At 43.2% G+C, this 25,149-nt stretch carries 32 protein-coding genes; 25 read left to right on the top strand and 7 right to left on the bottom strand.

Annotated elements, in window-relative coordinates; translation table 11 throughout:
• Positions 1-3: 3 nt before the first annotated feature.
• From FLL45_RS01425 to FLL45_RS01450, 6 genes are all read right to left on the bottom strand, one after another.
• Positions 4-1,713 (bottom strand): DEAD/DEAH box helicase, encoded by a 1,710-nt coding sequence (locus FLL45_RS01425; protein WP_142888007.1) that lies wholly within the window; start codon positions 1,711-1,713, stop codon positions 4-6.
• A 36-nt stretch (positions 1,714-1,749) separates the two neighbouring features.
• Positions 1,750-2,280 carry a DUF669 domain-containing protein gene (locus FLL45_RS01430; RefSeq protein WP_142888008.1) on the bottom strand — a complete coding sequence of 177 codons (531 nt, stop codon included), beginning with the start codon at positions 2,278-2,280 and terminating at the stop codon, positions 1,750-1,752.
• An 11-nt stretch (positions 2,281-2,291) separates the two neighbouring features.
• A complete protein-coding gene (locus tag FLL45_RS01435) occupies positions 2,292-2,513 on the bottom strand; it encodes a hypothetical protein (protein ID WP_142888009.1) in 222 nt (73 codons plus the stop codon).
• Positions 2,514-2,516: 3 nt separating this feature from the next.
• A complete protein-coding gene (locus tag FLL45_RS01440) occupies positions 2,517-3,284 on the bottom strand; it encodes an ATP-binding protein (protein ID WP_142888010.1) in 768 nt (255 codons plus the stop codon).
• Entirely contained in the window at positions 3,281-3,679 is a 399-nt protein-coding gene (locus FLL45_RS01445) for a hypothetical protein (protein WP_142888011.1), read from the bottom strand. The genes FLL45_RS01440 and FLL45_RS01445 overlap by 4 nt, the downstream gene beginning before the upstream one ends.
• A gap of 233 nt (positions 3,680-3,912) precedes the next feature.
• Positions 3,913-4,149: a helix-turn-helix domain-containing protein gene (locus tag FLL45_RS01450; RefSeq protein ID WP_142888012.1), complete on the bottom strand. Its 237-nt coding sequence runs from the start codon at positions 4,147-4,149 to the stop codon at positions 3,913-3,915.
• 183 nt (positions 4,150-4,332) lie between these two features.
• Between FLL45_RS01450 and FLL45_RS23190 the strand changes: the two genes are divergently transcribed.
• From FLL45_RS23190 to FLL45_RS01485, 7 genes are all read left to right on the top strand, one after another.
• Positions 4,333-4,539 carry a TraR/DksA C4-type zinc finger protein gene (locus FLL45_RS23190; RefSeq protein WP_142888013.1) on the top strand — a complete coding sequence of 69 codons (207 nt, stop codon included), beginning with the start codon at positions 4,333-4,335 and terminating at the stop codon, positions 4,537-4,539.
• A gap of 112 nt (positions 4,540-4,651) precedes the next feature.
• Complete coding sequence (locus tag FLL45_RS01460) at positions 4,652-5,002, top strand: hypothetical protein (protein WP_142888014.1); 351 nt, start codon at positions 4,652-4,654, stop codon at positions 5,000-5,002.
• Between the two features lie 3 nt (positions 5,003-5,005).
• Positions 5,006-5,248 carry a hypothetical protein gene (locus FLL45_RS01465; RefSeq protein ID WP_142888015.1) on the top strand — a complete coding sequence of 81 codons (243 nt, stop codon included), beginning with the start codon at positions 5,006-5,008 and terminating at the stop codon, positions 5,246-5,248.
• 209 nt (positions 5,249-5,457) lie between these two features.
• A complete protein-coding gene (locus tag FLL45_RS01470; protein WP_142888016.1) occupies positions 5,458-5,742 on the top strand; it encodes a hypothetical protein in 285 nt (94 codons plus the stop codon).
• Positions 5,743-5,759: 17 nt separating this feature from the next.
• Positions 5,760-6,059, top strand: a complete 300-nt coding sequence (locus tag FLL45_RS01475; protein WP_142888017.1) for a hypothetical protein — start codon at positions 5,760-5,762, stop codon at positions 6,057-6,059.
• Between the two features lie 143 nt (positions 6,060-6,202).
• Positions 6,203-8,305: a bifunctional DNA primase/polymerase gene (locus FLL45_RS01480; protein ID WP_142888018.1), complete on the top strand. Its 2,103-nt coding sequence runs from the start codon at positions 6,203-6,205 to the stop codon at positions 8,303-8,305.
• Positions 8,306-8,531: 226 nt separating this feature from the next.
• Positions 8,532-8,906, top strand: a complete 375-nt coding sequence (locus FLL45_RS01485; RefSeq protein ID WP_142888019.1) for a RusA family crossover junction endodeoxyribonuclease — start codon at positions 8,532-8,534, stop codon at positions 8,904-8,906.
• Here FLL45_RS01485 and FLL45_RS01490 read toward each other — a convergent pair.
• Positions 8,851-9,429, bottom strand: a complete 579-nt coding sequence (locus FLL45_RS01490; protein ID WP_142888020.1) for a hypothetical protein — start codon at positions 9,427-9,429, stop codon at positions 8,851-8,853. The genes FLL45_RS01485 and FLL45_RS01490 overlap by 56 nt on opposite strands.
• A gap of 181 nt (positions 9,430-9,610) precedes the next feature.
• On the opposite strand from FLL45_RS01490, the gene FLL45_RS01495 reads away from it, so the two are divergent.
• The 18 genes from FLL45_RS01495 to FLL45_RS01575 all read left to right on the top strand — a co-directional run bounded on the left by FLL45_RS01495 (position 9,611) and on the right by FLL45_RS01575 (position 25,148).
• Entirely contained in the window at positions 9,611-9,835 is a 225-nt protein-coding gene (locus tag FLL45_RS01495) for a hypothetical protein (RefSeq protein WP_142888021.1), read from the top strand.
• A gap of 9 nt (positions 9,836-9,844) precedes the next feature.
• Positions 9,845-10,219, top strand: a complete 375-nt coding sequence (locus tag FLL45_RS01500) for an HNH endonuclease (protein ID WP_142888022.1) — start codon at positions 9,845-9,847, stop codon at positions 10,217-10,219.
• A gap of 132 nt (positions 10,220-10,351) precedes the next feature.
• On the top strand, positions 10,352-10,876 hold the full coding sequence (locus tag FLL45_RS01505) for a phage terminase small subunit P27 family (protein WP_142888023.1): 525 nt from the start codon (positions 10,352-10,354) through the stop codon (positions 10,874-10,876).
• Positions 10,869-12,602 carry a terminase large subunit gene (locus FLL45_RS01510; RefSeq protein WP_142888024.1) on the top strand — a complete coding sequence of 578 codons (1,734 nt, stop codon included), beginning with the start codon at positions 10,869-10,871 and terminating at the stop codon, positions 12,600-12,602. Before FLL45_RS01505 ends, FLL45_RS01510 begins: the two co-directional genes overlap by 8 nt.
• A gap of 70 nt (positions 12,603-12,672) precedes the next feature.
• Positions 12,673-14,001: a phage portal protein gene (locus FLL45_RS01515; RefSeq protein ID WP_142888025.1), complete on the top strand. Its 1,329-nt coding sequence runs from the start codon at positions 12,673-12,675 to the stop codon at positions 13,999-14,001.
• The gene (locus FLL45_RS01520) at positions 13,931-14,824 is read left to right on the top strand and encodes a head maturation protease, ClpP-related (RefSeq protein ID WP_142888026.1); all 894 of its coding nucleotides are present in this window, start codon (positions 13,931-13,933) and stop codon (positions 14,822-14,824) included. Before FLL45_RS01515 ends, FLL45_RS01520 begins: the two co-directional genes overlap by 71 nt.
• A gap of 57 nt (positions 14,825-14,881) precedes the next feature.
• Positions 14,882-16,129, top strand: a complete 1,248-nt coding sequence (locus FLL45_RS01525) for a phage major capsid protein (RefSeq protein WP_142888027.1) — start codon at positions 14,882-14,884, stop codon at positions 16,127-16,129.
• A 65-nt stretch (positions 16,130-16,194) separates the two neighbouring features.
• Positions 16,195-16,404 carry a hypothetical protein gene (locus tag FLL45_RS01530; RefSeq protein WP_142888028.1) on the top strand — a complete coding sequence of 70 codons (210 nt, stop codon included), beginning with the start codon at positions 16,195-16,197 and terminating at the stop codon, positions 16,402-16,404.
• Positions 16,405-16,431: 27 nt separating this feature from the next.
• The gene (locus FLL45_RS01535) at positions 16,432-17,004 is read left to right on the top strand and encodes a head-tail connector protein (RefSeq protein ID WP_142888029.1); all 573 of its coding nucleotides are present in this window, start codon (positions 16,432-16,434) and stop codon (positions 17,002-17,004) included.
• Entirely contained in the window at positions 17,001-17,330 is a 330-nt protein-coding gene (locus tag FLL45_RS01540) for a phage head closure protein (RefSeq protein WP_142888030.1), read from the top strand. The genes FLL45_RS01535 and FLL45_RS01540 overlap by 4 nt, the downstream gene beginning before the upstream one ends.
• A complete protein-coding gene (locus FLL45_RS01545; RefSeq protein WP_142888031.1) occupies positions 17,330-17,764 on the top strand; it encodes an HK97-gp10 family putative phage morphogenesis protein in 435 nt (144 codons plus the stop codon). The genes FLL45_RS01540 and FLL45_RS01545 overlap by 1 nt, the downstream gene beginning before the upstream one ends.
• A complete protein-coding gene (gene gp17, locus FLL45_RS01550) occupies positions 17,742-18,131 on the top strand; it encodes a tail completion protein gp17 (protein WP_142888032.1) in 390 nt (129 codons plus the stop codon). Before FLL45_RS01545 ends, gp17 begins: the two co-directional genes overlap by 23 nt.
• Positions 18,132-18,133: 2 nt before the next feature.
• Positions 18,134-18,556, top strand: coding sequence for a phage tail tube protein (locus FLL45_RS01555; protein ID WP_142888033.1), 423 nt, complete (start codon positions 18,134-18,136; stop codon positions 18,554-18,556).
• Between the two features lie 6 nt (positions 18,557-18,562).
• The gene (locus FLL45_RS01560; protein ID WP_142888034.1) at positions 18,563-18,910 is read left to right on the top strand and encodes a hypothetical protein; all 348 of its coding nucleotides are present in this window, start codon (positions 18,563-18,565) and stop codon (positions 18,908-18,910) included.
• Positions 18,911-18,921: 11 nt separating this feature from the next.
• Complete coding sequence (locus FLL45_RS23195) at positions 18,922-19,227, top strand: phage tail assembly protein T (RefSeq protein WP_425456668.1); 306 nt, start codon at positions 18,922-18,924, stop codon at positions 19,225-19,227.
• Positions 19,214-21,157, top strand: a complete 1,944-nt coding sequence (locus FLL45_RS01565) for a hypothetical protein (protein ID WP_142888035.1) — start codon at positions 19,214-19,216, stop codon at positions 21,155-21,157. The genes FLL45_RS23195 and FLL45_RS01565 overlap by 14 nt, the downstream gene beginning before the upstream one ends.
• Complete coding sequence (locus tag FLL45_RS01570; protein ID WP_142888036.1) at positions 21,157-21,555, top strand: hypothetical protein; 399 nt, start codon at positions 21,157-21,159, stop codon at positions 21,553-21,555. Before FLL45_RS01565 ends, FLL45_RS01570 begins: the two co-directional genes overlap by 1 nt.
• A gap of 2 nt (positions 21,556-21,557) precedes the next feature.
• Complete coding sequence (locus tag FLL45_RS01575) at positions 21,558-25,148, top strand: collagen-like protein (protein ID WP_142888037.1); 3,591 nt, start codon at positions 21,558-21,560, stop codon at positions 25,146-25,148.
• Position 25,149: the final 1 nt, after the last annotated feature.

Below are 25,149 nucleotides of genomic sequence, written 5' to 3' on the forward strand. Positions count from 1 at the left end.
TCGCTAAGCTCCTTTATGGAATAAAATTTCAGTCACTTCTTTTTGTTTATCGTTTTCGTTTACCTTCACTTTCCAAATGCGCCGAAAGAAATTACCGCTTCTAAGAATTTGCTCAGCCTCGATCGCATTCCGTGGGATTGGTGCGCCGTTTTTCATAAGTTGTACCCAATCCATTTTTGCAGCTTCACCGGCTATGCCAGGAGCACCGATAAGGAGTGTTTTATAGGCGTAGTTCATTAAGCCGCCAGAGAAGGTGATTCGGATTACTGGTTGACCATTGCTGATATTTTTATGAAGAGAGCCGCTAACTTTCTTAACCCGAATCTCAACAGGTTTGTAGCCAGCTTCACTCGATAGAATTGCGCCGGTTCCTGCTTTCCCTTTATGGCTAACAAACACATGGTCGCAAGCGACACATTTCGCGGCGGTAGGGGCGTTCTCTTGGCCGCATTCAGGGCAAAGCTTAAAAGGTGGAGGTGTAAATTGTTCGCCGCATACGTTGCACTTACGGGCGTAGAAACCGATTATCGCGCTACACTTCGGACAATCCTTCGTGCGTTTATCTTTCGCTTTTTCTGCTGGGGGTTGAGCAATATCAATTGGCCCGAATCGGTCGATACAGCCACCAAAATCGAGCATCAAACAATCTTGCTTGCCTGTCTCTGGAGAAGGGCGAAGACCTCGACCAACCATCTGAACATATAAGCCCAGCGACTTAGTAGGGCGTAGCATAGCAATGCAATCGATTGGTGGGATATCTGTGCCTTCAGTTAAAACCCCTACATTAGCGATACCATGGATCCGCAGGTTTTCTGCGTCTTCAATAATCTTTTCCCGTTTAGTCTTGGGTGTTATCTTTTTATCGCCTGTAAGTACAGGAACTATATAGCCTCGCTCGGCGAGCATATCACTGACCATCATTGCATGATGAACAGATACGCAGAAAAATATAGTTAGCTTACGTCCTACGGAAAGGCGTTCCCATTCATCGAGAGCGGCATTTAGAACGCTTGTCTTTTCCGCCGCAATCTCTAGTTCCTTTTTTACGAAATCATTGTTGACAGTCCTTATCCCTGTGGTATCGATATTCGAAATTTCAGAGGTTCGTGGCGCTACAACTACACAGAGATATCCTCTATCGATTAGCAGCTTAATTTTGACTTCGTAAGCTACGCCATCGAAAAGCTTTGATTTGTCAAAACGCCCTCCTGTTTTATAAATTAATCCGCCAGTAGTCCGATAAGGAGTAGCAGTAAAGCCAACCACCATAAGTCGAGGGTTTTCACCTCGAAGATGGTTAATAATTTTTTGATATCCGGACTCTTCTTTTGGGCTGATATTGTGAGCCTCATCAATAATAATGAGGTCAAAGATCCCACAGTAATCGAGCGCATTCACTAATGAGTCTCGGCTAGCGACTGTTATTGAACGAATTTCTTTGCGACCAATCGAAGCAGCAAATACACCTATAGGTGCCTCGGCCCATATCTTTTTGGTCTTATCTTCAGCTTGAGTGATTAGCTCAGCTCGGTGAGCTAATACAAGAATTCGAATTGATTCAACCTCTCGCTTTAATCGTTTGATCAACGAGCCAAAAATAATTGTTTTACCACCACCGGTAGGGATGACGACTAAGGGAAATTCGCCTGGTCGTTCTTCCCAGAACTTGTAGAGGTTATCAATAGTTTTTTGTTGGTAATCGCGAAGTTGCATTCGAATTCCTGTGCGCCCCGAAGGGCGCTTAATTAATTACTGAGCTTGTTTTTTTAGGAATGCCGGAACCTTATCTGGCTGCGATGTTTGGGCTTGCTGTGGGGTTTTCTGAAGGCCTTGGCTTTGTTGCGGCTCTGAAGGTGCTACATATCCATTAGCCGATTTAAAGGCTTTAATCGTATTTTTGTCGTCGTATCCTTCTTGCTTTTGTATTCCTACTTTGCCAACAAAAACCTGGCCTTCTAAAGCGGTCACGGACGAAAACAAAAGTTGACCACTGGGTTCGTACCCGCAAGCTTTTATCCAGCTTTTCAATTCACCTACACCGATCTGAACGGCTTTAGCAGATTTATTCTTTATGTTGAACATTTGGAATATCTTTCGGCCTGCTTGCTCACCGTCGACGATTTCAAATTGCACGTTGATGTACTTGCCAGTGCCATCGTTAGTCGTTTTCAGGGTGACGTCTACAGCTTGCATTGGGTATTCATTTGGTGGAACTACGTCAAAGTCTGTTTCTGGTATTTCATCCAGGTCATTACAAATTATTAAATCTTCTTGTTGCATGGTTAAATTCCTTATTCAGTTAAAAAATCGATTAATGCTTGCTGTGTGTAAACAACATTTTTTGGTGATACTTGCTTATGCTTTGGTGCTAACTCAGTACCTTGATGCTTTCTCAGGTTTTCAGCGCTGCAGCGAACGAGAACGGCAGCTTCTCTTCGGGTGTATGTTTTGTGTGGTGATGTATTTGGATCTTCGAAAACCTGAAAAAGCAATTTGCGTTCTTGTTCAGTCATGATTTACCCCTTTTTGGTGTCAGCGAAAAAAGCGTCGTAATGCTCAAGGAATGCACTGAACTCAAGCGGAAGTTTTTTCGGTAGGTTGTAACGGTTCTTAGCGTCATGAGCTGCATTGTGTTGCGTATGTAATTCACGACGGCCATAGGACTTGGCGACTGTTCGTTTGTTGAGCCCTTCGCCAACTTCTTTTTTGGATTTATCAAAGTCGGCGAACAGCAGGGCATCAGGCCACTGTTTGAGAAGCGGTGTAACTTGCTTTTCGCTGGTCGCTAATGTGTAGTGGTCGTAGCTTTCACCGGTTGGATCGTTAAAAGCTTTTACAACAGAGTGAGCAATAATGATGACATTCATATCGCGCTCACTTCTTAAAAAAGAGAGACAATCCAAGACTTCTTTGAACTTCTCGCCAACCATCTTGTAGCCTTTGCCGTAGCCTGCATCTTCAATTGAGTCCCAGCCATGCTGTTGGCAAAGAGATTTGCTAATGATTTGTTCAAGCCAATCTGCTGAATCTACAATCACTGTCTCAAAGTGATGCTCTTCTTCGGCGAGAGTGATGATTGCCGCTCGAATGTCTTCTAAGTTCTGAGGAGCAGGGAAGCGGGTTACATCTAAACCGTCTGAGCCGTCTTCAGCACCAATGAAAATTGGATTAGGAGCACCAGCGGCGAAAGTGGTCTTGCCGACGCCTTCTAGGCCGTACAGCGTGATACGAAAGGGCGTTTTTCGTTTACCAACGATTAAATTGTCTAATGACATTTGGTTCATTGCTTTTTCTCCGGAGTGAGTGAAACAGATGGGTTGGCGGGTTTCTTTGTTAAGAACGGGAGTAACCTGGCCCAAACTTCTGGCTTACTCTCGGCGAGTGCCTTTGAGTCTTTGAGCTTTTCCTTAAAAACAATGTCGAATGGAAATTCGTCAATTGGGGGGCGCTCTTCATTAACGAAGTCAAGCAATGCGACTTGGTCCCAAATTCGATTTTCCTTTCGGTCGACCCTAAGGCGATCGAAATTTCGGACGCCAAATGTCTGTCTTTTTAGCGATTCGATTACCTGCAGGTTATCTAAAATCAATTTTTTGCATGCGCTTAACTCGCCATTTGCATCATCAGCAATCTTCTTAAGAGCCTCAAAATCGGCCTGTAATTGGGCTAACGTTTTCATTTCATTTATTACCTTTGTTAATTAAAAAGCATTAATGATAGCGAAACGTAACCAATTTATTTCAGTATGTCAATAAATAAATGATCGCGAAACGCAATCAAAAATGATAGCGTAAAGAGATCAAAATATTGCTTGACAGAAAACTATGGATAGGCGTAGGTTAAAAAAAGGACAACAAAAAAGGCCGCAATTGAGCGGCCCTTTTAAGGTAAGAAAATGATTAGATTATTGATTTACTGCTTTCTGAATCCGCAAAGTATTGCAGGGCTAACCTTTAATATCTCTGCTAGTTGGATGATATCGAATATATCAGGTGTTCTGCGGCCTGCCTCCCAGTATGCAATTCGGGTCCTTGAGCAGTTCATATACTCTGCTAAGTCTGTTTGCGATCTAAACCCAGCTTTCTTTCTGTATTCAGATAAGCGCTTACCAATATCTACTGCGATTTCTTTTCTTTGCATTTCATCCATGAAATTAGCTCCAGATTGACTTTAAATTCACTGAATTACCTCTGAGGAAATTCAAAACTCAAATGACAAACTATCACAAAACGTGACGAAAAGCGACAAAAAGTGACGAAAAGTGATAACAATTTGTTTGCATTAAGGAAAACGAATTGTTGTCAATATCGATAACCATACGGATACAGGACTATGACGGACATATTTGACCATGCCTCTGAATTAGAGGAATTACACCGACAACGGGCGCTAGAGAGCCATAAGAGCAGGGAGTCATCACCTTCTGATGATTGCGTGTCTTGTGGCGCAATTATCCCTCAAGCAAGGAAAAAGGCACTTCCGGAATGCAATCTCTGTATCGGATGCGCAACGATCAAAGAGCTACGGAGAAAGCCATGAAACACCGTTCAAACAAAGGCCAAAGCACTAAGCGCGGCTCATATTCTCGCAAAGTAAAGGCGAGAACCCATCCAAAAATCAAACACTCTGATTATCCACCGAGGACAACACGATGATAACTGTATGCATATTAGGCCCATACGCCTCTGAATCAGTCTATGAGCGAGACCTCAATGTCGAAGCTGTTCGCTATATCGGACTCAAGGTGGCAAGGCTTGGCTTAGTGCCTGTCATGCCTACTGTTGAAACTCATAGGTTTGACCATGCCCAAGATAAAGCTTTTTTCGTTGATGCAGCGAAAGAGAAGATCCGCCGAAGCTCAGCAGTGTATCTGGTTGATGGTTCTGAGTATTCGCTTAATACCATGCGTTTAGCTGAGTACGCCAAGGAAATGAATATCCCGATATTCCACAGTCTTGAGTGCTTGAGGATCAATTACAACCTGGATCCAATAGGAGTCTAAACAATGAAGTCATTTGTAAGCGCGGCAGCACCAGAGAAAGCCATTCCATTGGAAGAAATCGAATATCAAAAGCTCTACGAAGTGATTGGCGAGGGTCACATTGTCCTCAGAGTGAATCTGAAATTTGCGATAGCACTGAATAGTGGAGGTGCAGTAAGCGCCCTCTATAACTTCGAGCTTTGCTCAGGAGTGTTTCTAGCTCGACCACTTCAATCTGGTGAGCATATCACTATTGTTCAAGACTAAAGGGGATCCAAAGTGACTAACGAAAGAAAAGTTAAGTGTTCTGTATCAAACGAAATGATTTCAATTAAAGACATGCAAATTTGTGAGTGCTGCAGCCAACCATATCACAGAGAAAAGTGCGGTCAGAAAATTCCCTTTAAAGATGATTTTCTTGAGATCTGCAATAACTGTAAAGCTAATGGAGCGTTCTTTCAAACGGATGAAAATTCATGATCTACGCGAAAAACAGAACCAACTCATATGAATACCTTGTTCGTTTAGATGGCATCAAGAATAAGTTTCAGGGTTGGCGCAACCAAATCGAAAAGAATCGAAAGCGCTTTAGTCGACCTGAGCGTCGGCGCAAATATGCTGAAGTAATAGAGAAGGAAAAGGCTGAGATAGCTGAGCTTGATGAAAATTTCACATCACTGGTCTGTTACAAGTGCGGCGCTCGAACCAAGATTCTTTTTGATGATCGAGCTTGTAAGACGTGTACAAGTTTGGATGAATAAATTTAAAGGAAAGTTTTATGGGTATCTGTAACCACCAAGATATATCTCATTTATGGGACCATGTAAAATGCAAGCATTGCGGCTCAGTTAGAACCGATAGTGGGTGGGGGTTAGCCAAAAATCAATGGTTTGACTCTCTGGAGCATGCAAAGTTTTATCAGGAGAATGGCAGACTACCGGAAAATCCTAAAAGCGATACTGAAATAATCCGCAGAATCATTGAGCGAGGCATGAAGCGAGCACAAGAAAGAAGTGATTCAGAATTCATCGATATTTTTCAACATCTTAAAGATGAATTAGAACGAGTTAAAAATTAAAGGAAAGTTTTATGCGAGAGAGCTGTTGTCATCTGCGCGTTTGCGGGTGTTAAGTTGCAACCAATGGCAAGGTAAGCGCTGGTCAAGTGTAGTAGGTTCGAGTCCTACCTCTCGCGCCAAATTTATAAAATGGGATCAGCAAATTGATCGACAACGCATTAGAACTAATCAGCCAAGGTTTCGCAATCTTCCCGCTCCACAATATTGAGAGCGGGTTTTGTTCTTGCGGTAAAGAATGTCCTAGTCCAGGTAAACATCCTCGAACGATTAACGGGGTCAAAGCAGCATCGAAAGATGAAGAGCAGATCCGCGAGTGGTGGACTAAGTGGCCGAATGCCAATATAGGTATTGCAACGGGTAGGGCGTCGGACTTAGTAGTCTTAGATTTCGATCCGAAAGCAGGCGGCTTAGAGTACCGAGAAGAATTGCTCGAAGAAATACCAGAACTTGCGGAAACTCTAATTGTCTCAACGGGCGGTGGCGGCTTTCATCATTACTTTAGGATGCTCAGTGACATTGGTTGCTCAACTAAAGTTAATGGCTTTGGTCTCGATATCCGTGGCAATGGCGGCTATGTTGTTGCTCCGCCATCAAATCATGTGTCAGGGAATCAATACCATTGGCTCGACTGTGATGACGACGAGCTCAATGAATGTATTATTGATTGTCCTTCAGAAGTATTAGAGTTATCTCGCATCAATCTATCAAAGAACCTGGAGTATAAACCGCTGCAGGGGGCCACTGTTCCACCACTTGATGAAGCGGAAATAGATTATCTAGTTAGTGCACTCAAACACATCAGGCCTTTAGGTGATAACTGGCTGCATGTTGGAATGGCATTACACGAGAAGACTGGCGGTACCATGCAAGGGTTTAACCTGTGGGACACCTGGGCTAAAACTGAAATTGCTTATATCAAAGCTGATCCAAGCGAACACTTAAAAAGGTGGCGGTCATTCAAAGATAACAAGATCGATGGTATTACCATTGCCACTTTATATGGCAAAGCAACTGCTAACGGTTGGATAGAGGAACCTCTAGTTGAACCGATTGTGATGGATATTCCCGGGCTAGAAAAACAAGAAGCCGAAAGGAAGTTAAAACCGCTGCCACTTGTACCAGTTCAACCATTGTTTCAGCCAATATCTGCAAAAGATATTATGAATAAGCCAAAAAGCGAACGAACGGCTAAGCCAATTTGGGGTAATCATGTTTTGTTTCGTTCTGGTCTTATGTTAATAGCTGGTGAACCAAAAATCGGTAAGTCAGCACTATGGCAATCATTCGCAGCGCATGCGTGTACTGGTCGACCATTCTTTGATCTAGAGTTTGAAAAGCCTTGTCGGGTGCTCTGGTTTCAAGATGAAATTCATGAAGACTTTCTTCAAGACCGCCTTAGGCCGATGCTGGATAACTTCGGACAGACTGAGACAGAAAACAATATCGCGCTTCGTGCAATGATTGAAAACAATTTCTTTTTCGTTAATAAGCCAAAGATACGATTATCCAGCAAAGTTAATACAGGTCATCTTGCATTAATGCGTCAGGCAGTTGAGCAGATTAATCCAGATATTATTTGTTTCGATCCAATGGTTAACTTTCTTAGCGGTAATGAGAATGATAATGCAGAGATGAATGAATTTATCGATAGTCTTCAAACACTCACTGAAGCAACCGAGAATCGCTGTGCTTTAGTTTTGATTCATCATATGAATAAATCATCAAAGGTATTAGAAAACGCCTTTGACGGGATTAGAGGAGCGTCTGCTATCCGTGGTAGTTATGACACAGGAATAGTTTTACGTAGGAATAGTAACAATGAAATTGAATGTCATTATGAAACGCGTAACGGACCTTCGCCGGAGCCTCATTTAGTCGAATGGAATACCGAGACTTGGGAGTGGAAAACAAATGCACTCGAATTTAACAAATTGAGCGATGGAACAACGTTGGGTATCAAATTTGATATGCCCGAAGAGTATCTCGATTGCCTCACTCTTTTAAGAGGTGGCGGGCAATTTTACAACAACTGGGCAACACTCATTGCGCGCAAATTTAAAGTAACTGAACGAACAGCGAGAACTAAAATAAAATACATTCGTTCAGAGGGATCTGCATTCATTGAAGAAACATCAAAAAAAGGAAATGTAAACGGAATACTTTTTACGTTTTCAAAAGAAGGCAGAGAAGAGCTTGCGAGGCTAGGGAAAATAGATCCAATTGAGCAAAAACCGACCGCCGGATAGGGAAGCGGACTACATAGGAATGATGCGGAATATTCTGTCCGGAAATGAATTTGTTTCCGTAAGGAAATTCCGTTTTTTTATGCGTGTAAGTTATTGTTTTTAATGAGGAAAAGCTTAGGAAAGTAAGGAAAAAATCAAGTGCTCGCGTCCGTTCGCGTGAGGCGAAGCACGCTGTTGATTTTTCCATATTTCCAGCAAAAATTCAATACAATTAGGAAGAAAAATTATGAATAAAATTTATCACTACGTTTTACCTTTTCCGGTATCAGTAAATGCAATTTATCAGGTCGCTTATAAGCGAATAATTCTCACAACAAAAGCGAGAGAATATAAACAAAAATTAGAGCGTGCTATCGAGAATATACAGGTAGAAAATTTAGGTAAAGCAAGGCTATCAATTCAATATGTTTTGTTTGCCCCGGACAACAGAGATTATGACGTCGCTAATTATGAAAAACTCCTCACAGATTGCTTGCAAGGAGTTGTGTTTGATAATGACAGTCAGATAGATGATAACCGACAAACAAGAGGGCAAGTTGATCCTGCTAATCCTCGGGTTGAGGTTTTTGTTCAGCCTCTGGGTAAAGCTTGTCCGAAATAGAGCGAATTTGCTCTTTAGTTTGCTCGTAGTGTCTTGTAAACATTTTCTTAGCTGGACCTTCTTGCAACACTTTAAGGCTTCTCTGAACCTGAATATCTCTCGAATTAACCGCTAGTGATGCATAAGCAGCCACGAGTGGCAGAACCCATTCGGCTTGATAGGCTTCTATAAGTCTTTTTTGTGTCGCCAATTGCTTTTCATAATCTTGTTTACTTAGTTCCGCATCTTCAACAGCTTTAGTTAATTCACTAATTTTATCCGCGAATTCTAAAGCAAACTCTCTTTTTAAAATTTCTTCGAATTTACTAGGGTCGAACTTGTCTGCATAGATCATTGCACTATCAGCAACTGATGCTTGATCTTTTATCAATTGTGATTGTGTGTTAATAGCGCTCTCTATGACTTCTGCCTTTTTCTTCATTGTCCATATAATGATTCCTTGAGCGATCAATACTCCTCCCATAAGAATTGAGTCTATCCAAAATTTTAACGATGAAGCGCTATTTGCAATCGTTTCTTCCATTTCACAATCTCCGTTCCCAAAAGCTCCATTCTGCCAATTGCGTCCGTTACATGCAATATAGCGACTCGGATGTATCTCAAAGCAATAAACAGTAAATTTTAAGCGTCCTCAATTGGACTTCAAATGCAGACTGGGATATTGCCCGCCTAATTGGGCGGGACTTTTTTATAAGGGTTTAATCATGGCACCAAGTCAAGGTGAGAGATTAGCAAGTTTAGAAACGAGAGTTGATAGAACAGAGCAGGACATAGACTCGCTTCATGGAGCTATAAAGCGGCTAACTAATGAAATCCATAGCCTAGTAATCCTCTTGAGTAAAACCAAAGGCCTAGTAACAGGTGTGTTCTTTGCTACATCAGCATTATGGACTGTATTACTGGCTGGCTGGAAATTGCTTGTTGGTTAAGAGGATGAGATGCCTAAACGACTTCCTACTTATTGCCGTAAGCGTGGTTGTAACGTCATTGTTGACAAGCCTGGTTACTGTAAAGCTCATCAAGGAGATGCAACTAACTGGGGCAAATATCAACGAAAGCAAGGAAACACAACTGACCGTGGTTATGGTGCTGCCTGGCGTAAGACCAGAGTTCGCATTAAGGCCAGGGCAAAAGGACTTTGTGAGCCATGTAAAGAACAAGGATTTATTCATCTCGGCTCCATATGTGACCACATCATACCAAAGGCCGAGGGAGGCACAGACGACGAGTCTAATCTGCAATGGGTATGCGATGCCTACCATAAAAAGAAGACCGCTCAGGAAGGAGCACGAGGGCGCAAACGAGGTGATTAGAGCAAGTTATTCGTTTTAGAAAAAGAGGGGGGCGTCGAAAAGTTTAGAGCTTTTCATAGCGGTGAACGCTCGCCTAGTCAGAAACACACACCCGCGAAATAAGAATTTTCCTAATTGGTAGATTTTGGAGAGATGAAGACACCAACAAAGAAAAGAGCGCGCGGCGGTGGGAGAAAGAAGAAACCTTCAGCGGTTAAAAAGCTGAATGGCAATCCTGGTAAGCGGAAGGTCAATCAGAAAGAACCGCAGTATGGTGAAATAACCCACGTCGATCCGCCAACCTACATGAAGACGGACGGGAAAAAAGTCTGGCACTCGTTGATCGGTTTATTAATCTCCGAGGGTGTTCTGCAAGTTACCGATCTGCACGTCCTTGAAGTTTTTTGTAATTCCTATGCCGTGTATCGAGCAGCAAACAGAAAACTCAATCAGATGGGATTATTAATCACTACGCCTAAAGGTGATTTGAAAAAGAATCCTGCAGCTACGCTCATAAACGAAACTACTCGTCAAATGGCAACCTATGGCGCGATGCTTGGACTCGATCCAGCAAGTCGCCAAGCACTAACTGGAACCGGTGGAGAGGAAGAGGATGCACTTGATGCACTCTTAAAAACGAAACTCAAAAAGCTTGAAGAACGGGGACAGGGTGGTTGAGCAATCGGCGGCGGTCGCGGTTGACTACGCAAACAAGATCGTTAGCGGTGAAAAAAAAGCTTGCCGATACGCGAAGCTTGCTTGTCAGCGACACTTAGCTGATTTAGACAAAGCAGCTAACGATCCAGATTGTCCTTATTACTTTGATGAAGAAGAAGCCCAAATGGTTATCGACTTTATCAATGTCCTGAAGCATTCTAAAGGTTCATTTGCTGGTAAACCTTTTTATCTAGCTGACTGGCAGATCTTCATAGTCTCAGTATTCTTTGGTTGGAAGAAAAAAGAAAACGGTTTTAGAAAGTACCGTACCCTCTACATTGAAGTGCCGAGAAAGAATGGTAAGTCGACTTTGCTTGCGGCTATTGGGCTTTATTTGTTGGTGATGGATGGTGAAGCAGGAGCAGAAGTCTATTCGGCTGCCACCAAGAAAGATCAGGCTATGGCAGTTTGGGAAGAAGCCAAGCGAATGGTCAAAGCGTGCAAGGCTCTTAGAAAGAGAATAAAAATTTATCGATCGAACCTTTCTTTTGAAGCGACTTACTCTAAGTTCGATCCACTCTCAGCTGATGCGGATACATTAGACGGATTAAACGTTTCCGGAGGAATAGTCGACGAGCTTCACGCTCATAAGACTTCAGCGGTTTGGGATGTCCTTGATTCTGGTACTGGATCGAGAGATCAACCTGCAATAATTGCGATTACAACAGCTGGAGGCAATCAACACGGAATTTGTTATCAACTTCGATCAGATTTAATAAAGATTCTCGAAGGAATTTTTGAAGATGACTCAATATTCGGAATTATTTATACCATTGATGGCGATGGAACTGGCTCAATAGATAAAAAGACCGGCCAAAAAAACGATGATGCATTCGATCCGGAGGTATGGGAGAAGGCAAACCCATGTTGGGGTGAGTCAGTAAAAACAGAAGATATCGAGCGGTTAGCTGCAAAAGCTAAGCGTCTTCCTTCTCAATACAATAATTTCCTTACCAAGCGATTAAATGTATGGGTCAACGCGGTTGAGGCTTGGGTCAACGTACCCAAATGGCTTGAGTGTTTTGATGAAATCGACAAAGAAAAGCTCAAAGGTCGTGTCGCCTACGGCGGCCTCGATCTAGCGAGTGTGTCTGATTTAGCGAGTTTCCGGCTTCTATTTCCTATGAGTGATGGAACTTACAAGACATTTGGTCGCGCTTATTGTCCGGAAGATGCGATCGATGATCGATCAAAGCTTGATGGTGTGCCATATCAACAATGGGTTGATGATGGGTATTTGATAGCGACACCTGGCGCAACAATCGATTATGACTTTATCAAGAAAGATATCATGGATTTTTGCGAGATCTACGATATAAGAATGATTGGCGTCGATCGATGGAATTCAACTCAGATAGTTAATGACCTTCTTGAAGAAGAGATCCCGATCGTTGGTTTTGGTCAGGGCTTTGCCTCGATGAATGCTCCTATGAAAGAGCTGGAACGGTTGTACCTTGATAAAGATATTGAGCATGATGGCGATCCAATCATGAATTGGGCTATGTCTAACGTCGTTGCAAAGCTTGATGAAGCCGAGAATATTAAGCCAGATAAAAAGAAGAGTACGGAGAAGATAGATCCAGTTGTAGCCTTAGTCATTGCTTTAGGTGTTTATCTGAATGACGACACTGAAGACGGTGACGATCCTGGAATCATCGATTTAGAGGCCATGTTCGGCGATTCATAAAATCGACTCGGATGTCAATTTCCACAGATTATTTAGCATAAGCCTATCATTGTTAACTTAGGCTTTTAGCGTGTTTGATTTTTTTAAAAACAAACAACTTGAAGAAACTGTCGAAAAGCTACAAAACCAACTTGATTCGATTAAGAACGAGTCAATCAGTTTATCTGATATAGCACCTGGGACAGATCTATGGGACATCTTTGCGGGTGGTCCTTCGACCGCTGGTGTATCGGTCACGCCTAATACTTCAATGAAAGTATCAGCGGTATTTGCTTGTGTTCGTCTCATAGCAAACTCTATCGCAAGTCTCCCGATTCCGGTTTTTAAAGCCGGTTCAGACAAAAGAGAAAAGACTCAACCTTCAATCACTAAGTTACTCAACAAAGAGGCTTGCCCTGCGTTCACTGCTTTTACGTTCTGGCAATACATCGTTATGAGTGTGTTGCTTAGAGGTGATGGCTTAGCCTGGGTCTATCGAGGTTCAAACTATAATCCAACACCTATAGAACTGCGCCCGTTAAAACGTGATCACGTAACGATTAAATCGAAAGATGGGCGGCTTCGCTATGAATTCTACGATGAAAACCAAGATCTCATCGTTCTCGATCAAGATGACGTTCTCCACTTTACCGGCTTTGGTTTCGATGGCGTTTCTTCGATGTCCGTTATTTCATGGGCGGCAATCCAATCAATCGGAACCGCAATAGCAGCTGAAGAATATTCCGGAGAGTTTTTCGCTAATGGCGCGAGACCTGACATTGTTTTAGAGCAGCCGGAAGGTGCGAAAAAACTAACAAGTGAACAAGCTGAGTTAATTCAAAAAACCTGGATGAAAAAATATTCAGGTAAAGCCAAGCGACATTTACCTGCGGTTATGGTTGGCGGGCTCAAAGCGAACCCCATCACTATGAATGCGCATGATTCCCAGCTTATCGAGACCAGAAAGTTCCAGGTTGTCGATATCGCTCGGGCTTTCGGTGTGCCACCTCACATGATTGGCGAGGTGGAAAAGACTTCAAGCTGGGGAACGGGTGTTGAACAGCAAACAATCGGGTTTATTAAATTTTCACTCACTGGTTATTACATGCCTTGGGAACAAGAAATCAATAGAAAGCTATTTCGCAGTGGCAGAGCTGAAGCTGAGTTCAATCTTGAAGGTTTGCTCCGCGGCGATTCAAAAACTCGTGCTGATTTCTATAAATCTGCATTGGGTGGTTCTGCTTCGCCAGGTTGGATGACTCCTAACGAGGTGAGAAGAAAAGAAAACCTTGAGCCACTCAATGACCCAGAAGCAGACAAATTAACAACTTGGACGAAAGGAAACAAAGATGAATCTACAGATGAAGAATCAGAAACTGATGATGATTCAGGCGTTGTACAACCGCCAGAACCCGAGTAATCCACTCGCATCACAAAAGACCGCTTTGAAGGTTCGCAATGAAGGCGAAACAGCAACGGTTTACTTATACGACGTTATCGATCCGTTCTGGGGGATTGGGGCGCAGGAATTTGCAAACACTCTTTCTGAAATCGACGGTGTTAAACAAGTCAATTTACGAATCAATAGCCCTGGCGGTGATGTGTTCGATGCAAGAACAATGACTTCTGCTATTCACGACTTAAAAGGACGCGGTATTAAAGTCGTTGCTCAAATCGATGGTCTCGCCGCTTCAGCTGCAACTTATGTGGCGCTCGCTGCAGATGAAGTTAGAGCGAATAAAGGTTCGTTTTTCATGATTCATAACGCTTGGACCATTGCAATGGGTAACGCTAATGACTTAATGGAAACTGCAGCACTTCTCGAGCAAATCGACTCGACCATTGTTCATGACTACATGAAGAAAACGGATATCGATGAAAGTGAGATCCGCGATTACATGAATGCAGAAACTTGGTTTGAAGCGAGCGACGCGATGGAGCTTGGTTTTATCGATGCAGTTGATAACGAGGATTCTTCTGCGCCATCAGACTTAATTAAAGCGATGGGGTACAAAAATATTCCCAAAAAGGTCTTTAAGCAAACCGTCTCGATCAACTTCGGAGCTGGGGATGAAGACGATACATCTGATTTAGTCAAGAGGCTAAAAAATGCCATTGAATCTGGTGAAATCAAACTTCCTCAGTCTCGCGCAATAGATGACTTAGAGAATGAAAATGACAATCAAAAAGAACCTAATTCAAAGTGGTTAGCTGCTAAACGAAAGTTAGCCACTATTGAGTGAAGTTGATAGCGGCTCCCGTTATCAAAAATTTAAACGTTAACAAAAGGAAACAAAGCAATGAGCAAAACAATTCAAGAATTGCGGGAGCAACGCCAGGCACTCGCTAAAGAGGTTCGACAGCTAGTCGACAACAACGAAGGTTCTCGTTGGGAAGAAAATAACTGTCAAGCGTCTTATGACGATAAAGTCACACAAATTGACCGAATTGAAGCTGAAATCGATCGCAAGCAAAAGGCACTCGATATTGATGCAAAAGCACAAGAGCGAGTTCGTCAGTTTGCAGACCAAAACAATCTTAGTGAAGACGAAGCGGCAGCAATTAAAGCTAAAAATGCCGAGAGCTTTGTTGCATTCGCTAAACATGGTTGGGATGGCTTGGACGAAGACCAAGTCAGAGCCGCTAAGGAGAGAAACGAAAGCATTAAAAATACGATGTCGACTGGCACCGGGTCAGAAGGTGGTTTCACTGTCGCTCCAGAGTTTGCCGCAACTTTATTGGAGACTCTCAAAGAATACGGTGGAATGCGCCAAGCTGCTACGGTGATTAGCACTTCAACCGGAACAGATTTGCCTTGGCCAACTACTAATGCAACCGCGGAAGAAGGTGAAATCGTTGGAGAAAATGCGGACGTGTCAGACGAAGATGCAGACTTCTCAACCATTAGCATTGGTTCGCAGAAGTACAGCTCTAAAGTAATAACTGTTCCTTTTGAGTTGCTCCAGGATACCGCAATCAATATCGAAGCTCACATTGCCCAGCGCTTGCAGACTCGCTTAGGTCGAATCACCAATCGTATGTATACAACCGGTACTGGTATAGGCCAGCCTAATGGTTTGTTTACTGCTGCTGGTGTGGGAAGAATTGGCCAAGCAGGCCAAACCACAAGCCTAACTTATGATGACCTTATCGACTTAGAGCACTCTGTCGATCCAGCTTACCGTCGAATGGGGGCTTCTTGGATGTTTCATGACACTACGCTCCGCGATATGAAAAAAATCAAAGATAACGATGGTCGTCCGATCTGGCTCCCTGGTTATGATGTGGGCGAAGGAAATTCAATTCTTGGCTATCAATACACTATCAATCAAGACGCGCCACAAATGGCAGCTTCTGCGAAATCAGTCGCGTTTGGTGATTTAAATAAGTACGTCATTCGAGATGTAATGCAGTTCTTATTCTTCAGAATGGCTGATTCTGCATTTACTCGCAAAGGTCAAGTTGGTTTCTTAGCGTTCATGCGCTCTGGCGGTAACTTAATCGATGTTGGTGGCGCGGTTAAGTGCTACCAGAACTCTGCGACTTAATATTCGCTTAATGAGCGATTTCGGTCGCTCATATCTTTTCATTCAATTTACCTGGAGATATGAAGATGTCTGATAAAAAACTTAAAAAGGTTCTTATTCTTCGCGATTTCGAAGATTACAAATGTGGCGAAGTTGCAGAGCTTCCCGCTGACGAAGTTGAGCAGCTTAAAAAAGATGGAATTGGTGACCCTTCTGAGAAAGCTGTTGAAGGTCGTCCATTGTATGCCGACCGCAAGAAAGCTGAAGCGGAAGCTGAAAAAGAAGCTAAAAAGTAATCCTGTTTTCAAGGTAGGGGTTTGATCATGCACTTAGTAAAGATTAAAGATCCGCAAAGCACTAAAGCTATCGCGGCTAGACTGGAGACAATCAAAGAGCAATTGAAGATCGATCATGATGATGAAGATCTTTTAATTCAGCGTTTGATTAAAACCGCAGCGGAAAAGGTTTCGAATATCATTCAGAAGCCGTTAATCAATACTGAATATGATCTCGTTTTGGACTGTTTTCCAACGGGTGAATTAACTCTCCAGGTTTGCCCGTTGGTGTCCATTGCTTCTATTTCCTACTACGACGTTAATGGTGTCTTGCAGACTTTTGATTCAGCGAACTATGAGCTTCAGGGGCATGGTTTAGATCCATGTATCTATTTAGTTGAAGGAGCGAGTTGGCCTTCAACCAAAAGCGGCCGCAATCGGGTAATCATTCGTTTAACTGCAGGTCACGGAGATAAGCCTGAAGATCTACCAGAAGAGATCCAACACGCTATCAGTCTATTGGTTGGCCACTGGTATGAAAACCGCGAGGCTTCAAACGACGTTGATATCGATGACGCTCTTAATGCTTTACTCGATGTTCATCAAAGAATTGTTCTATGAAAGCCGGGAGCCTTAATAAGCGCATAAGAATTCAGAAGCCAGTGAGCTCCCTAGATGAGTATGGCGATCAAACTGGTTCCTATGAGTTCTTTGCAAAAGTTTGGGCGAGCATTATGCCGAAGAGCGGTAGAAATACTTTCATCGCTGGCAAGCATACAACCGATACAACCCATGAAATTGAAATCAGATATTCAGAAAAGACTAAACAAATCAAAAGTAATTTTCGCATTACTTATGGAACACGCGTTTTCGAGATCGAGAATCCGCCACTTAACCCCATGGAAGCTAATGAAAGATTAATTTTGATTTGTAAGGAGCTTGAGTGATGACTGAGTTAGTTGAAGGTCTAGCCGAGTTAGATAAGGCACTGAATAAACTTGATGACGCCATAGGTTTTAAAACCCTAAGAGAATCACTAAGGGATGAAGCAAAACCGATAGCTAACGACATTAAGCAACGAATGACTGTCGATACTGGGGCTGGTAGGGACTCTGTTCGCGTCACATCGAATAAAGCTAGCAAGAAGGGCAAGGGATATGTTGCGCAATCGCGGATTCTAGTTGGTGGTGCTGCGACGAAGCGTCGTAGGAAAGCTACTCATATTCCTGTTCAAGAGTTAGGCGGAAAGAAGAGACCAGCTAAGCCCACGATGGTTCCAGCATTCAACGCCGGAGCTGATGGGTTTATTGAACGATTCAAAAAAACACTTGGTAGAAAAATCCTAAAGGCGTCTCAAAGTGGAAAAAGAACTAAGAGATAGATTAGAAAATGATCCAGTCTTGTCGGGAATGATCGACGAAAGGCTTTATCCAATGGCTGCACCAGAAACAGCTCGAGGATCTGTAATAGTCTATGAGGTTTATTCTTCCGAAGTAGATCGACTTTACGATGGACGGGACGGAGAAGAACGAGTTTCGGTCCGCTTTACCGCTTGGGATGCACGTTACAACAAAGCAAAAGCGATAGCGAAAGAGATCAATCGATTGCTCGATGAATTTCAAGGGACAATAGGAAATATTGAATTCCTAGAGATTTATCGAACTGCAAAGTTTTCAAATTATGACTCGGGTGAGAAGAGTTACGGACAAGTTTTAGAATATCAACTGACTTATAAAGAGGTGATCTAATCATGAAAGGTATCGGAACAGAGTTTCGGATCGGGGACGGCGGCACTCCAACTGAAGCTTTCACTGCTGTCGCAAAAGTTTTGGAAATCGGTGAACGCACAACTTCACGTGATTCGACTGAAGACACCACTTTTGATTCAACTGGTGGATACAAAGAGTTCACTCCTTCAGGATTGAAGGATGCTGGTGAGCTATCTCTTGTTTTGAAATATCAACCAGGTGACACCGAGCACGAGCAATTAATCTCATTGATTGACGATGACGCAGTCAGAAATTTTCAGCTGCATTGGCCGAACCCTGGCAGCACACCTATTACTGAAACTTTCGCTGGATTTGTTACTAGTGTCGGTACTGCAACACCTCTTGATGGTGATGTTACTGTGCCGGTAACAATTAAGTTAAGCGGAAAACCACAACGGAGCTAACAAAACATGAACAGTATAGCGGAGAGAATACTGAGCACCGACGACTTTAAGTCTGAGGAAATTGAAATTGAAGAGTGGGGCGGAAAGTTTTTACTGAAAGAACTTTCAGCCCGTGATCGAGAGCACTTCGAAGATCTTTTTATAAAGGTTTCGAATGGCAAAGGCACAGTTAGAGATGTCAGAGCTAGGTTTATTATTAAAGCTCTTCATGACTTAGATGGAAATCGAATCTTTAAGAGCACCGATGCTCAGAAGCTTTCTGAGAAGTCAGGTTCGGTTATCAATGAAGTCTTTGAGAAAGCTCAAAAGATTTGTGGAATCAACGTTGATATCGACGAAATCGAGGGAAACTAGAAAGGCGGCCCCTGCGTCGCTTTCTTTTCTTCCTTGCAAGAACTGTTTTTCATTGTCCGGTTTCTGACTTTGAACATCGCTTAAGTAGTTCTGAACTTAATGAATGGATCGCTTACTACAATCTTGAGCGTTGGGGATTAGATCGAGAAGATTACCGTTCTGAACAATTATGCGCTGTTATTGCGAATACTGTTCGAACTAGAGAGATGAAACCTTTTCGACCACAAGACTTTGCTATTCGACGTGGAAAGAAGCAAACCCAAGAAGAGCAGCTTGCAATATTTGATAACTTAAGGGCGAAGCATGGCAAAGGGTAAGACGGGCGTACTAGCAACATTAGCGCTCAATCTGACAGCGAACTCTAAAGGTCTCTATAAAGGTCTTAGAAACTCGCGTCGTCGGACTGACACTTGGGCGAATCAAATGCGCCGCCAAATCAAGACCGTTTCAAAAGCATTCGCGGGAATTGCTCTCGCGGTTGCAGTCGCATTTTCTGCAATGTATGCAGAGCAGGCAAAGGCGATCGATCAACTTGGCAAAACTTCTGACAAGTTAGGTATAGCTACGCAAGAGCTGGCGGGGTTGAGGCTCGCCGCCGAATTAACCGGTGTGTCACAAAACAATCTCGATATGGGCTTGCAGCGAATGACGCGCAGGCTATCTGAAGCTGCAGCAGGAACAGGCGAAGCTAAAAACGCCATTAAAGAACTTGGTCTTGATGCTCAAACACTAGCCAAGCTTTCACCTGATAAAGCTTTCCGAGAAATATCCGTCGCAATGAACCAGATCCCGAATCAAGCGGATCGAGTTCGTCTTGCATTTAAACTATTTGATACTGAAGGTGTTAACTTGGTTAATACACTTCGGCTTGGTAAGAACGGTTTAGCCGGTGCTGCAGATGAAGCAGAAATCTTTGGTCTAGCTCTAACAAGAATCGATGTTGCTAAGGTAGAGCAGGCTAACGACCAGTTCACAAGGATTAGAGCAATCGGGCGCGGCCTTGCGCAGCAATTAACCGTTCAAGCCGCTCCAGCTGTTGGGTTGCTCGCTGAAAAGTTTGTCGGTGTAGCCAAAGAAGCTGGCGGCATGGGCAATATTGCTCAGATGGTAATCACTAAGATTGCTGGTGGAGTCGGAATGATCGGCGACTTCTTTAATGGTCTTAATGCCGTTTGGCAAGGTTTGAAAGTTGGCTTCGTTGGTTTCGGTACATTGGTTGTGACCGTCATCGAAGGAATGTTCGACGGGCTATCAGCATTTACTCAGTCATTTGCAGAGAGAATGTTGAGCCCGATTAGATTTGCTCTAGAGTTTGCTGCACAGTACAGCGATACGGCGAAAGAACAGTTAGCGTTAATCGATGGATTCGTCGATAAGATAGGTTTCGAAGCTCCAGAAGCAGTTAGAAACGCAGCTGCATTCATGAGAGATCAATTAGACTCTGTTAAAGGTTCTTTTAACGAAGTAGCTATGGGGCCTTACCCATCAGATACGATTGCCCAATTTTTCGACGAAGTGAAACTTATCAGTTCTGAAAGTGCTGAAGAGCTAATCAAGAATTCGCCTGTTTCGATATTAAATATCGATGAAGCTAAGCAAGAAGTTATTCTCGAAAACCAGAAGACGCTAAACGATAAGCTTAGAGCCGAACAGCAAAAGCATTTCAATAAGTATGGAAATGTCGTCAAACTTTTCAACGACTGGGAAGTTAAAACCACTGCACAAAAAGCCGGTGCAATCATTCAAATAACTAAAGGGCTCGCTGGTCCTTTAGTTAACGAATCGAAGAAAATGTTTAACCTGATGAAGATTGCACGCATTGGTGAAGCAATCATGAATACCTATGCGGGTATTAATCAGGCAATGGCTAGTCTCCCTTATCCTTTCAACATTGCAGCTGCGACCGTAGTCGGTGCGATGGGCTTTGCAAACGTCGCAGCCATTAAGAAACAAAAGTTTCGCTCGGCGGGCTCGGCTGTATCCGTAGTACCAATCGGTAGCGGTATAGGTGGGGGAAGCGCTTTCGGCGGAGGCGGTGCGTCGATACCAACAATTGAAGATCAACGTGAAGCAATCGGCGAGGAAGAAAAGTCGGCAACCGTAGTTAACAACATCAATATTGGTGAAGTCCATGGCAATGATGGACGTCGCGTATTTGAAGAAATACGAGAGTATGTAAGGCAAGGGCAAACGTTGATTGAATCAGGAACCCGTCAAGCTGAAGTGTTAGCAGAGGATGCCGCTTAATGTCTGTCTTCACTTACACTGCTAAAAGGCGAATTGCACCAGGTCATACTGCTGGCGTTCAGTACTCTATTGATATGGGTATTCGCAGTCACAACCCAACCGATATTTATGAAGGTAACCAAGCCTTTTCTGCTTCGCAGAGTAGTACTTCAATTTCAAAGGAAATGATTTACCACAAGATTACTACTAAGCGTTTGAACTATCAGCAAATGCAAGAGTTTAGAGAGTTTCTAAATTCAACTAATGGTAGCGAACCAATTACATTTGATTTGTTTGGCAGCGTAGCGAGTCCAGATAATCCAATTCAAGTTGAAAAGCTATTTGATAAGAAGATAGAGCCTCGTTACATCGAGAATGGTGCTTATCGGTTTACTTTTACTTTGATCGAGTACTTGTAAATATGCGGATCTTTAATGAACGGTTTGAAGCCGCTAATCAGAAAAACTCAAGAGGGCAGCGCGTAGTCATTGAAATTGATTTTAGTGACGATGAAACCGATCTTCATTACTTCCCAAGTCATCCGGATATCTTATTTGAAAATGGTGAGACTGTTACTCAAGGCGTTTTAAGCGATTGGAGTGGGAGCACTCAAAGACTGAACTATGAATCTTCTAATAGCTCAACGGGTACGCTTGATTTCTCGTTGTTAGATTCAGATCAATTAATAACCAACTTATTTCATAGTAAGCGGATTAGCAATAAAGTTCTTTATGATAAGCGTGTTCGATATTGGAGGGGGTATGAAGGCCTAAGCTTCAATGACTTCGAGCCGATCATGACTCAGTATATATCTGAGAATGTTAAGTTTAGAAAGCCAAGCTATTTGCTCAGCTGTAAGGATGCAAATGATAGACTCAATCGAGAAATATTCCTTCCGCTTGAAACGCGTTTAGCTTCGAATCTTCCAATAGGTGCTACCAGCGCACAAGTTTATAACAATGACGATTGGCAGATGATTGCTCGGGATGCTGATTTTAAAGACGCTCCGAACACGACTTGCACTTATATGAGAATCTATGACGACAAACAATTCGAAGTTTGTCGGATAACTGCTATCGATACAAATCTTAAAACGTTCGCAATCGATCGAGGTGTTTTAGGCACGACTGAAATTGATTGGACTTTGCCTAACGATCCAAATGAAGACAAAGGACCAAAAGTTCAGGAGTTCATTTTCTATGAAATGAATTCATTGAAGTTCGCCTATGCAATCATGACCGGAAAACTTATTGGTCAAGGTGCTGCTACTATTCCTAGCCATCATCAGCTCGGAATACCCGAATCAGTTTTTGATGTAAATCAGTTTATTGATGCTGATGCCTTTATTGCTGAAGGCAAAGGGCTCACCAAAACTAATGCCAAGAAATTCATTGAGTCTGAAATCTTCTTCTACTTAGGTCGTCTTTTTAAAGTTGATGGCTTTGGCAATGTGAACGTAAAAAAAGTGGAATCGATTCACAGAGAAGTTGATTCGGTTCGGGTAATTAGAAAAGAAGATATCGTCAAAACTGGTGACCTGGTGTTTGATAGCTCAGCTATGTATAACGCTTTTTCATTGTTCTGGAGTTTCGATTCACTTTTGAAAAAGCCGATTCACAGAAGACAAACCAACTTTAAATATTCAGATTCAATTAATTTCTATAAGAGAGAAAACCTAAAGTCGGTTAAGTCTCGATTGATTAATGGTAGTAGTTCAACGACAAATACCCTGCTAAATGCAGTGAACCTTTTTGCTGATAGATACGCCGGTGATGCAGCAAGATTACCGGTTACGCTTCAACCTTGGCTTAGCGGATTGGAAGTCGGCGACGTCATCACCCTTGAAGACGATCGGATCTTTGACTTGGATACAGGTCAATCGCTTAATCGTTCTATGCAGATCCAAAGCATTCGAGTAAGTAAAAATGAAGGCTTATCAGTTGAGCTATTCGGCTCGACATTTAAGCCGAATCCGATTTCCGATTCAGATGTACGTTCTTTAGCTGACAGCTTTTACCCTAGCGAGGGTACGCTTCTTCCCAACGTAACTGATGGTGTTCTGACAGTACCAACAACTTTAGTTGGTACAACTGACATGAACGCTCCAGCGAGTATCTATTATTACTTAGGTGATTTGACGCTCAATGCACCGCTCACGATTCAGGGCAACGTCCAGCTTCGAATAAGAGGCTTTTTGACCAAGGCAGAATTAATTTCATGCGAAGGCAATGGCTCGGTCATTCAAAACGGATTCCTTGGGACCACTCAGGGTAATCCAGGAACGAATTATTTTGAAGAGACTGGCGGCTATGTCGAGCAAGTCGCACCCGCGCCAATTTGGGAAGGTGAGTTTTCTAGTGCGCCACTTTTAAATTTAATCAACGAAGATGGCACATCGCTTCAAGGCATTCCGTCGAGTCTTCTTGGCACTGGCGGCGGACCTGGTGGAGATATTCAAGTGTTTCCGCAAGTAGGCACACCAGAGTTTGTTCCAGGCGCTAGCGCTGTAGCAGGGGGGGCTGGTTTGCTAGTTATCTGTCGAGGAGCTTCACTAACTGGTAACGGTGCGATAAATATGAGTGGTGCCGCTCCTACTCTCGGCCAGCAAGAATTTTTACCTGAAGTCGGCTTGATAGTTCAGTCGGCTGACAGTGCTCATGGCGCACCAGGTGCATGCATATTTTTGCTTGACGGTGGAACTTCATCTATCCCCAATTTCTCAGGTCGTGTGACTGCGATCGGTGACGGCGGAGATATTAGAGAGAATGCTTGTCGCGCTCAGTTTATTCCACCGCCAAGAGTTCCGATTGCTGATGAATATATCGATGAATCAACGGGTGGAAGTGCACCGCCAAATTATACTTGGATAAAGTATGCGGATGACGCTGCAGGGGCAGGGATTAGCGATAGCCCAGCTGGAAAGACGCATATTGGTTTATCGTTTAATAATTCAACTCAAACCGAAAGTAACAACCCAGTAGATTATCAATGGTCCCAAATCCAAGGCGATCAAGGTGTACCAGGAACACCTGGCGCTAATGGTGAAACACTTTATACCTGGATTAAATACGCTGATGATGTGGCGGGAACAGGTATCACCGACAATCCTTCTGGTAAAGCTTACATCGGTATTTCATACAACAACACGACGCAGACTGAAAGTAATAATCCAGGTGATTACGCTTGGTCAAAAGTTGAAGGCGATCAAGGCGTGCCAGGTCCACAAGGCGATCAAGGTCCGCCTGGACCACAAGGTATCCAGGGTCCACCTGGTGCCAATGGAGATCCAACTTATATTTGGATGAAGTATGCTGACGATGCATCCGGAACGGGAATTTCAGACAGCCCAGTGGGGAAAGCTTATATTGGATTGGCAGTTAACCAAACGTCACCAACTGAAAGTAACAACCCTAATGATTACAACTGGCAAAAAGTAGAAGGTGAACAAGGTATTCAAGGACCTCCAGGAGCGAATGGCGATCCAACTTATATGTGGGTTAAGTACGCAGATAGCATTACTGGTGCTGGACTCACTGATGACCCGACAGGCAAAAGTTACATTGGCCTAGCATTCAATAAAACAACTGCAGTCGAGAGCACTCTGCCAGCGGATTACACCTGGTTTAAAATTGTTGGCGATGACGGCTTAGGCGCAAATCCAATTTTAAACAATACTAGCGATCCAATTGGCGGCGTGACTCATGTTTCTGTTGGTAACGCGATAATAATTAAAGTTTCATATACACGGATTAGAAATGGATCTGTTTCCGGAGCGCCGGTTGCTCCCGTGTTGAATTTGCGAAGAGGTACAACGATTATAGCAAGCTGGCCAATGGAGCGAACGATCGACCCTGAAGTTGGTAGTCAGTTCTGGCAAATTTCGGCGACTGGTGAAGTTTCCGATACTCCTGGCGCTGGCTCAACAAATTACAATGTGACCGTGACTCAAAGTAGCGGCGGTACAGGTTGGAATGATGACTTCGGTTACATCAATACTCGCGAGGAACAATAGC

The organism is Aliikangiella marina (assembly GCF_007004765.1).
Taxonomy (GTDB): Bacteria; Pseudomonadota; Gammaproteobacteria; order Enterobacterales; family Kangiellaceae; genus Aliikangiella; species Aliikangiella marina.

What these genes read in the sequence shown, in the direction of transcription:
- FLL45_RS01425 (WP_142888007.1), bottom strand. Translation starts at nt 1,713, where the DNA reads ATGCAACTTCGCGATTACCAACAAAAAACTATTGATAACCTCTACAAG.
- FLL45_RS01430 (WP_142888008.1), bottom strand. Translation starts at nt 2,280, where the DNA reads ATGCAACAAGAAGATTTAATAATTTGTAATGACCTGGATGAAATACCA.
- FLL45_RS01435 (WP_142888009.1), bottom strand. Translation starts at nt 2,513, where the DNA reads ATGACTGAACAAGAACGCAAATTGCTTTTTCAGGTTTTCGAAGATCCA.
- FLL45_RS01440 (WP_142888010.1), bottom strand. Translation starts at nt 3,284, where the DNA reads ATGAACCAAATGTCATTAGACAATTTAATCGTTGGTAAACGAAAAACG.
- FLL45_RS01445 (WP_142888011.1), bottom strand. Translation starts at nt 3,679, where the DNA reads ATGAAAACGTTAGCCCAATTACAGGCCGATTTTGAGGCTCTTAAGAAG.
- FLL45_RS01450 (WP_142888012.1), bottom strand. Translation starts at nt 4,149, where the DNA reads ATGGATGAAATGCAAAGAAAAGAAATCGCAGTAGATATTGGTAAGCGC.
- FLL45_RS23190 (WP_142888013.1), top strand. Translation starts at nt 4,333, where the DNA reads ATGACGGACATATTTGACCATGCCTCTGAATTAGAGGAATTACACCGA.
- FLL45_RS01460 (WP_142888014.1), top strand. Translation starts at nt 4,652, where the DNA reads ATGATAACTGTATGCATATTAGGCCCATACGCCTCTGAATCAGTCTAT.
- FLL45_RS01465 (WP_142888015.1), top strand. Translation starts at nt 5,006, where the DNA reads ATGAAGTCATTTGTAAGCGCGGCAGCACCAGAGAAAGCCATTCCATTG.
- FLL45_RS01470 (WP_142888016.1), top strand. Translation starts at nt 5,458, where the DNA reads ATGATCTACGCGAAAAACAGAACCAACTCATATGAATACCTTGTTCGT.
- FLL45_RS01475 (WP_142888017.1), top strand. Translation starts at nt 5,760, where the DNA reads ATGGGTATCTGTAACCACCAAGATATATCTCATTTATGGGACCATGTA.
- FLL45_RS01485 (WP_142888019.1), top strand. Translation starts at nt 8,532, where the DNA reads ATGAATAAAATTTATCACTACGTTTTACCTTTTCCGGTATCAGTAAAT.
- FLL45_RS01490 (WP_142888020.1), bottom strand. Translation starts at nt 9,429, where the DNA reads ATGGAAGAAACGATTGCAAATAGCGCTTCATCGTTAAAATTTTGGATA.
- FLL45_RS01495 (WP_142888021.1), top strand. Translation starts at nt 9,611, where the DNA reads ATGGCACCAAGTCAAGGTGAGAGATTAGCAAGTTTAGAAACGAGAGTT.
- FLL45_RS01500 (WP_142888022.1), top strand. Translation starts at nt 9,845, where the DNA reads ATGCCTAAACGACTTCCTACTTATTGCCGTAAGCGTGGTTGTAACGTC.
- FLL45_RS01505 (WP_142888023.1), top strand. Translation starts at nt 10,352, where the DNA reads ATGAAGACACCAACAAAGAAAAGAGCGCGCGGCGGTGGGAGAAAGAAG.
- FLL45_RS01520 (WP_142888026.1), top strand. Translation starts at nt 13,931, where the DNA reads ATGAATCTACAGATGAAGAATCAGAAACTGATGATGATTCAGGCGTTG.
- FLL45_RS01525 (WP_142888027.1), top strand. Translation starts at nt 14,882, where the DNA reads ATGAGCAAAACAATTCAAGAATTGCGGGAGCAACGCCAGGCACTCGCT.
- FLL45_RS01530 (WP_142888028.1), top strand. Translation starts at nt 16,195, where the DNA reads ATGTCTGATAAAAAACTTAAAAAGGTTCTTATTCTTCGCGATTTCGAA.
- FLL45_RS01535 (WP_142888029.1), top strand. Translation starts at nt 16,432, where the DNA reads ATGCACTTAGTAAAGATTAAAGATCCGCAAAGCACTAAAGCTATCGCG.
- FLL45_RS01540 (WP_142888030.1), top strand. Translation starts at nt 17,001, where the DNA reads ATGAAAGCCGGGAGCCTTAATAAGCGCATAAGAATTCAGAAGCCAGTG.
- FLL45_RS01545 (WP_142888031.1), top strand. Translation starts at nt 17,330, where the DNA reads ATGACTGAGTTAGTTGAAGGTCTAGCCGAGTTAGATAAGGCACTGAAT.
- FLL45_RS01555 (WP_142888033.1), top strand. Translation starts at nt 18,134, where the DNA reads ATGAAAGGTATCGGAACAGAGTTTCGGATCGGGGACGGCGGCACTCCA.
- FLL45_RS01560 (WP_142888034.1), top strand. Translation starts at nt 18,563, where the DNA reads ATGAACAGTATAGCGGAGAGAATACTGAGCACCGACGACTTTAAGTCT.
- FLL45_RS01565 (WP_142888035.1), top strand. Translation starts at nt 19,214, where the DNA reads ATGGCAAAGGGTAAGACGGGCGTACTAGCAACATTAGCGCTCAATCTG.
- FLL45_RS01570 (WP_142888036.1), top strand. Translation starts at nt 21,157, where the DNA reads ATGTCTGTCTTCACTTACACTGCTAAAAGGCGAATTGCACCAGGTCAT.
- FLL45_RS01575 (WP_142888037.1), top strand. Translation starts at nt 21,558, where the DNA reads ATGCGGATCTTTAATGAACGGTTTGAAGCCGCTAATCAGAAAAACTCA.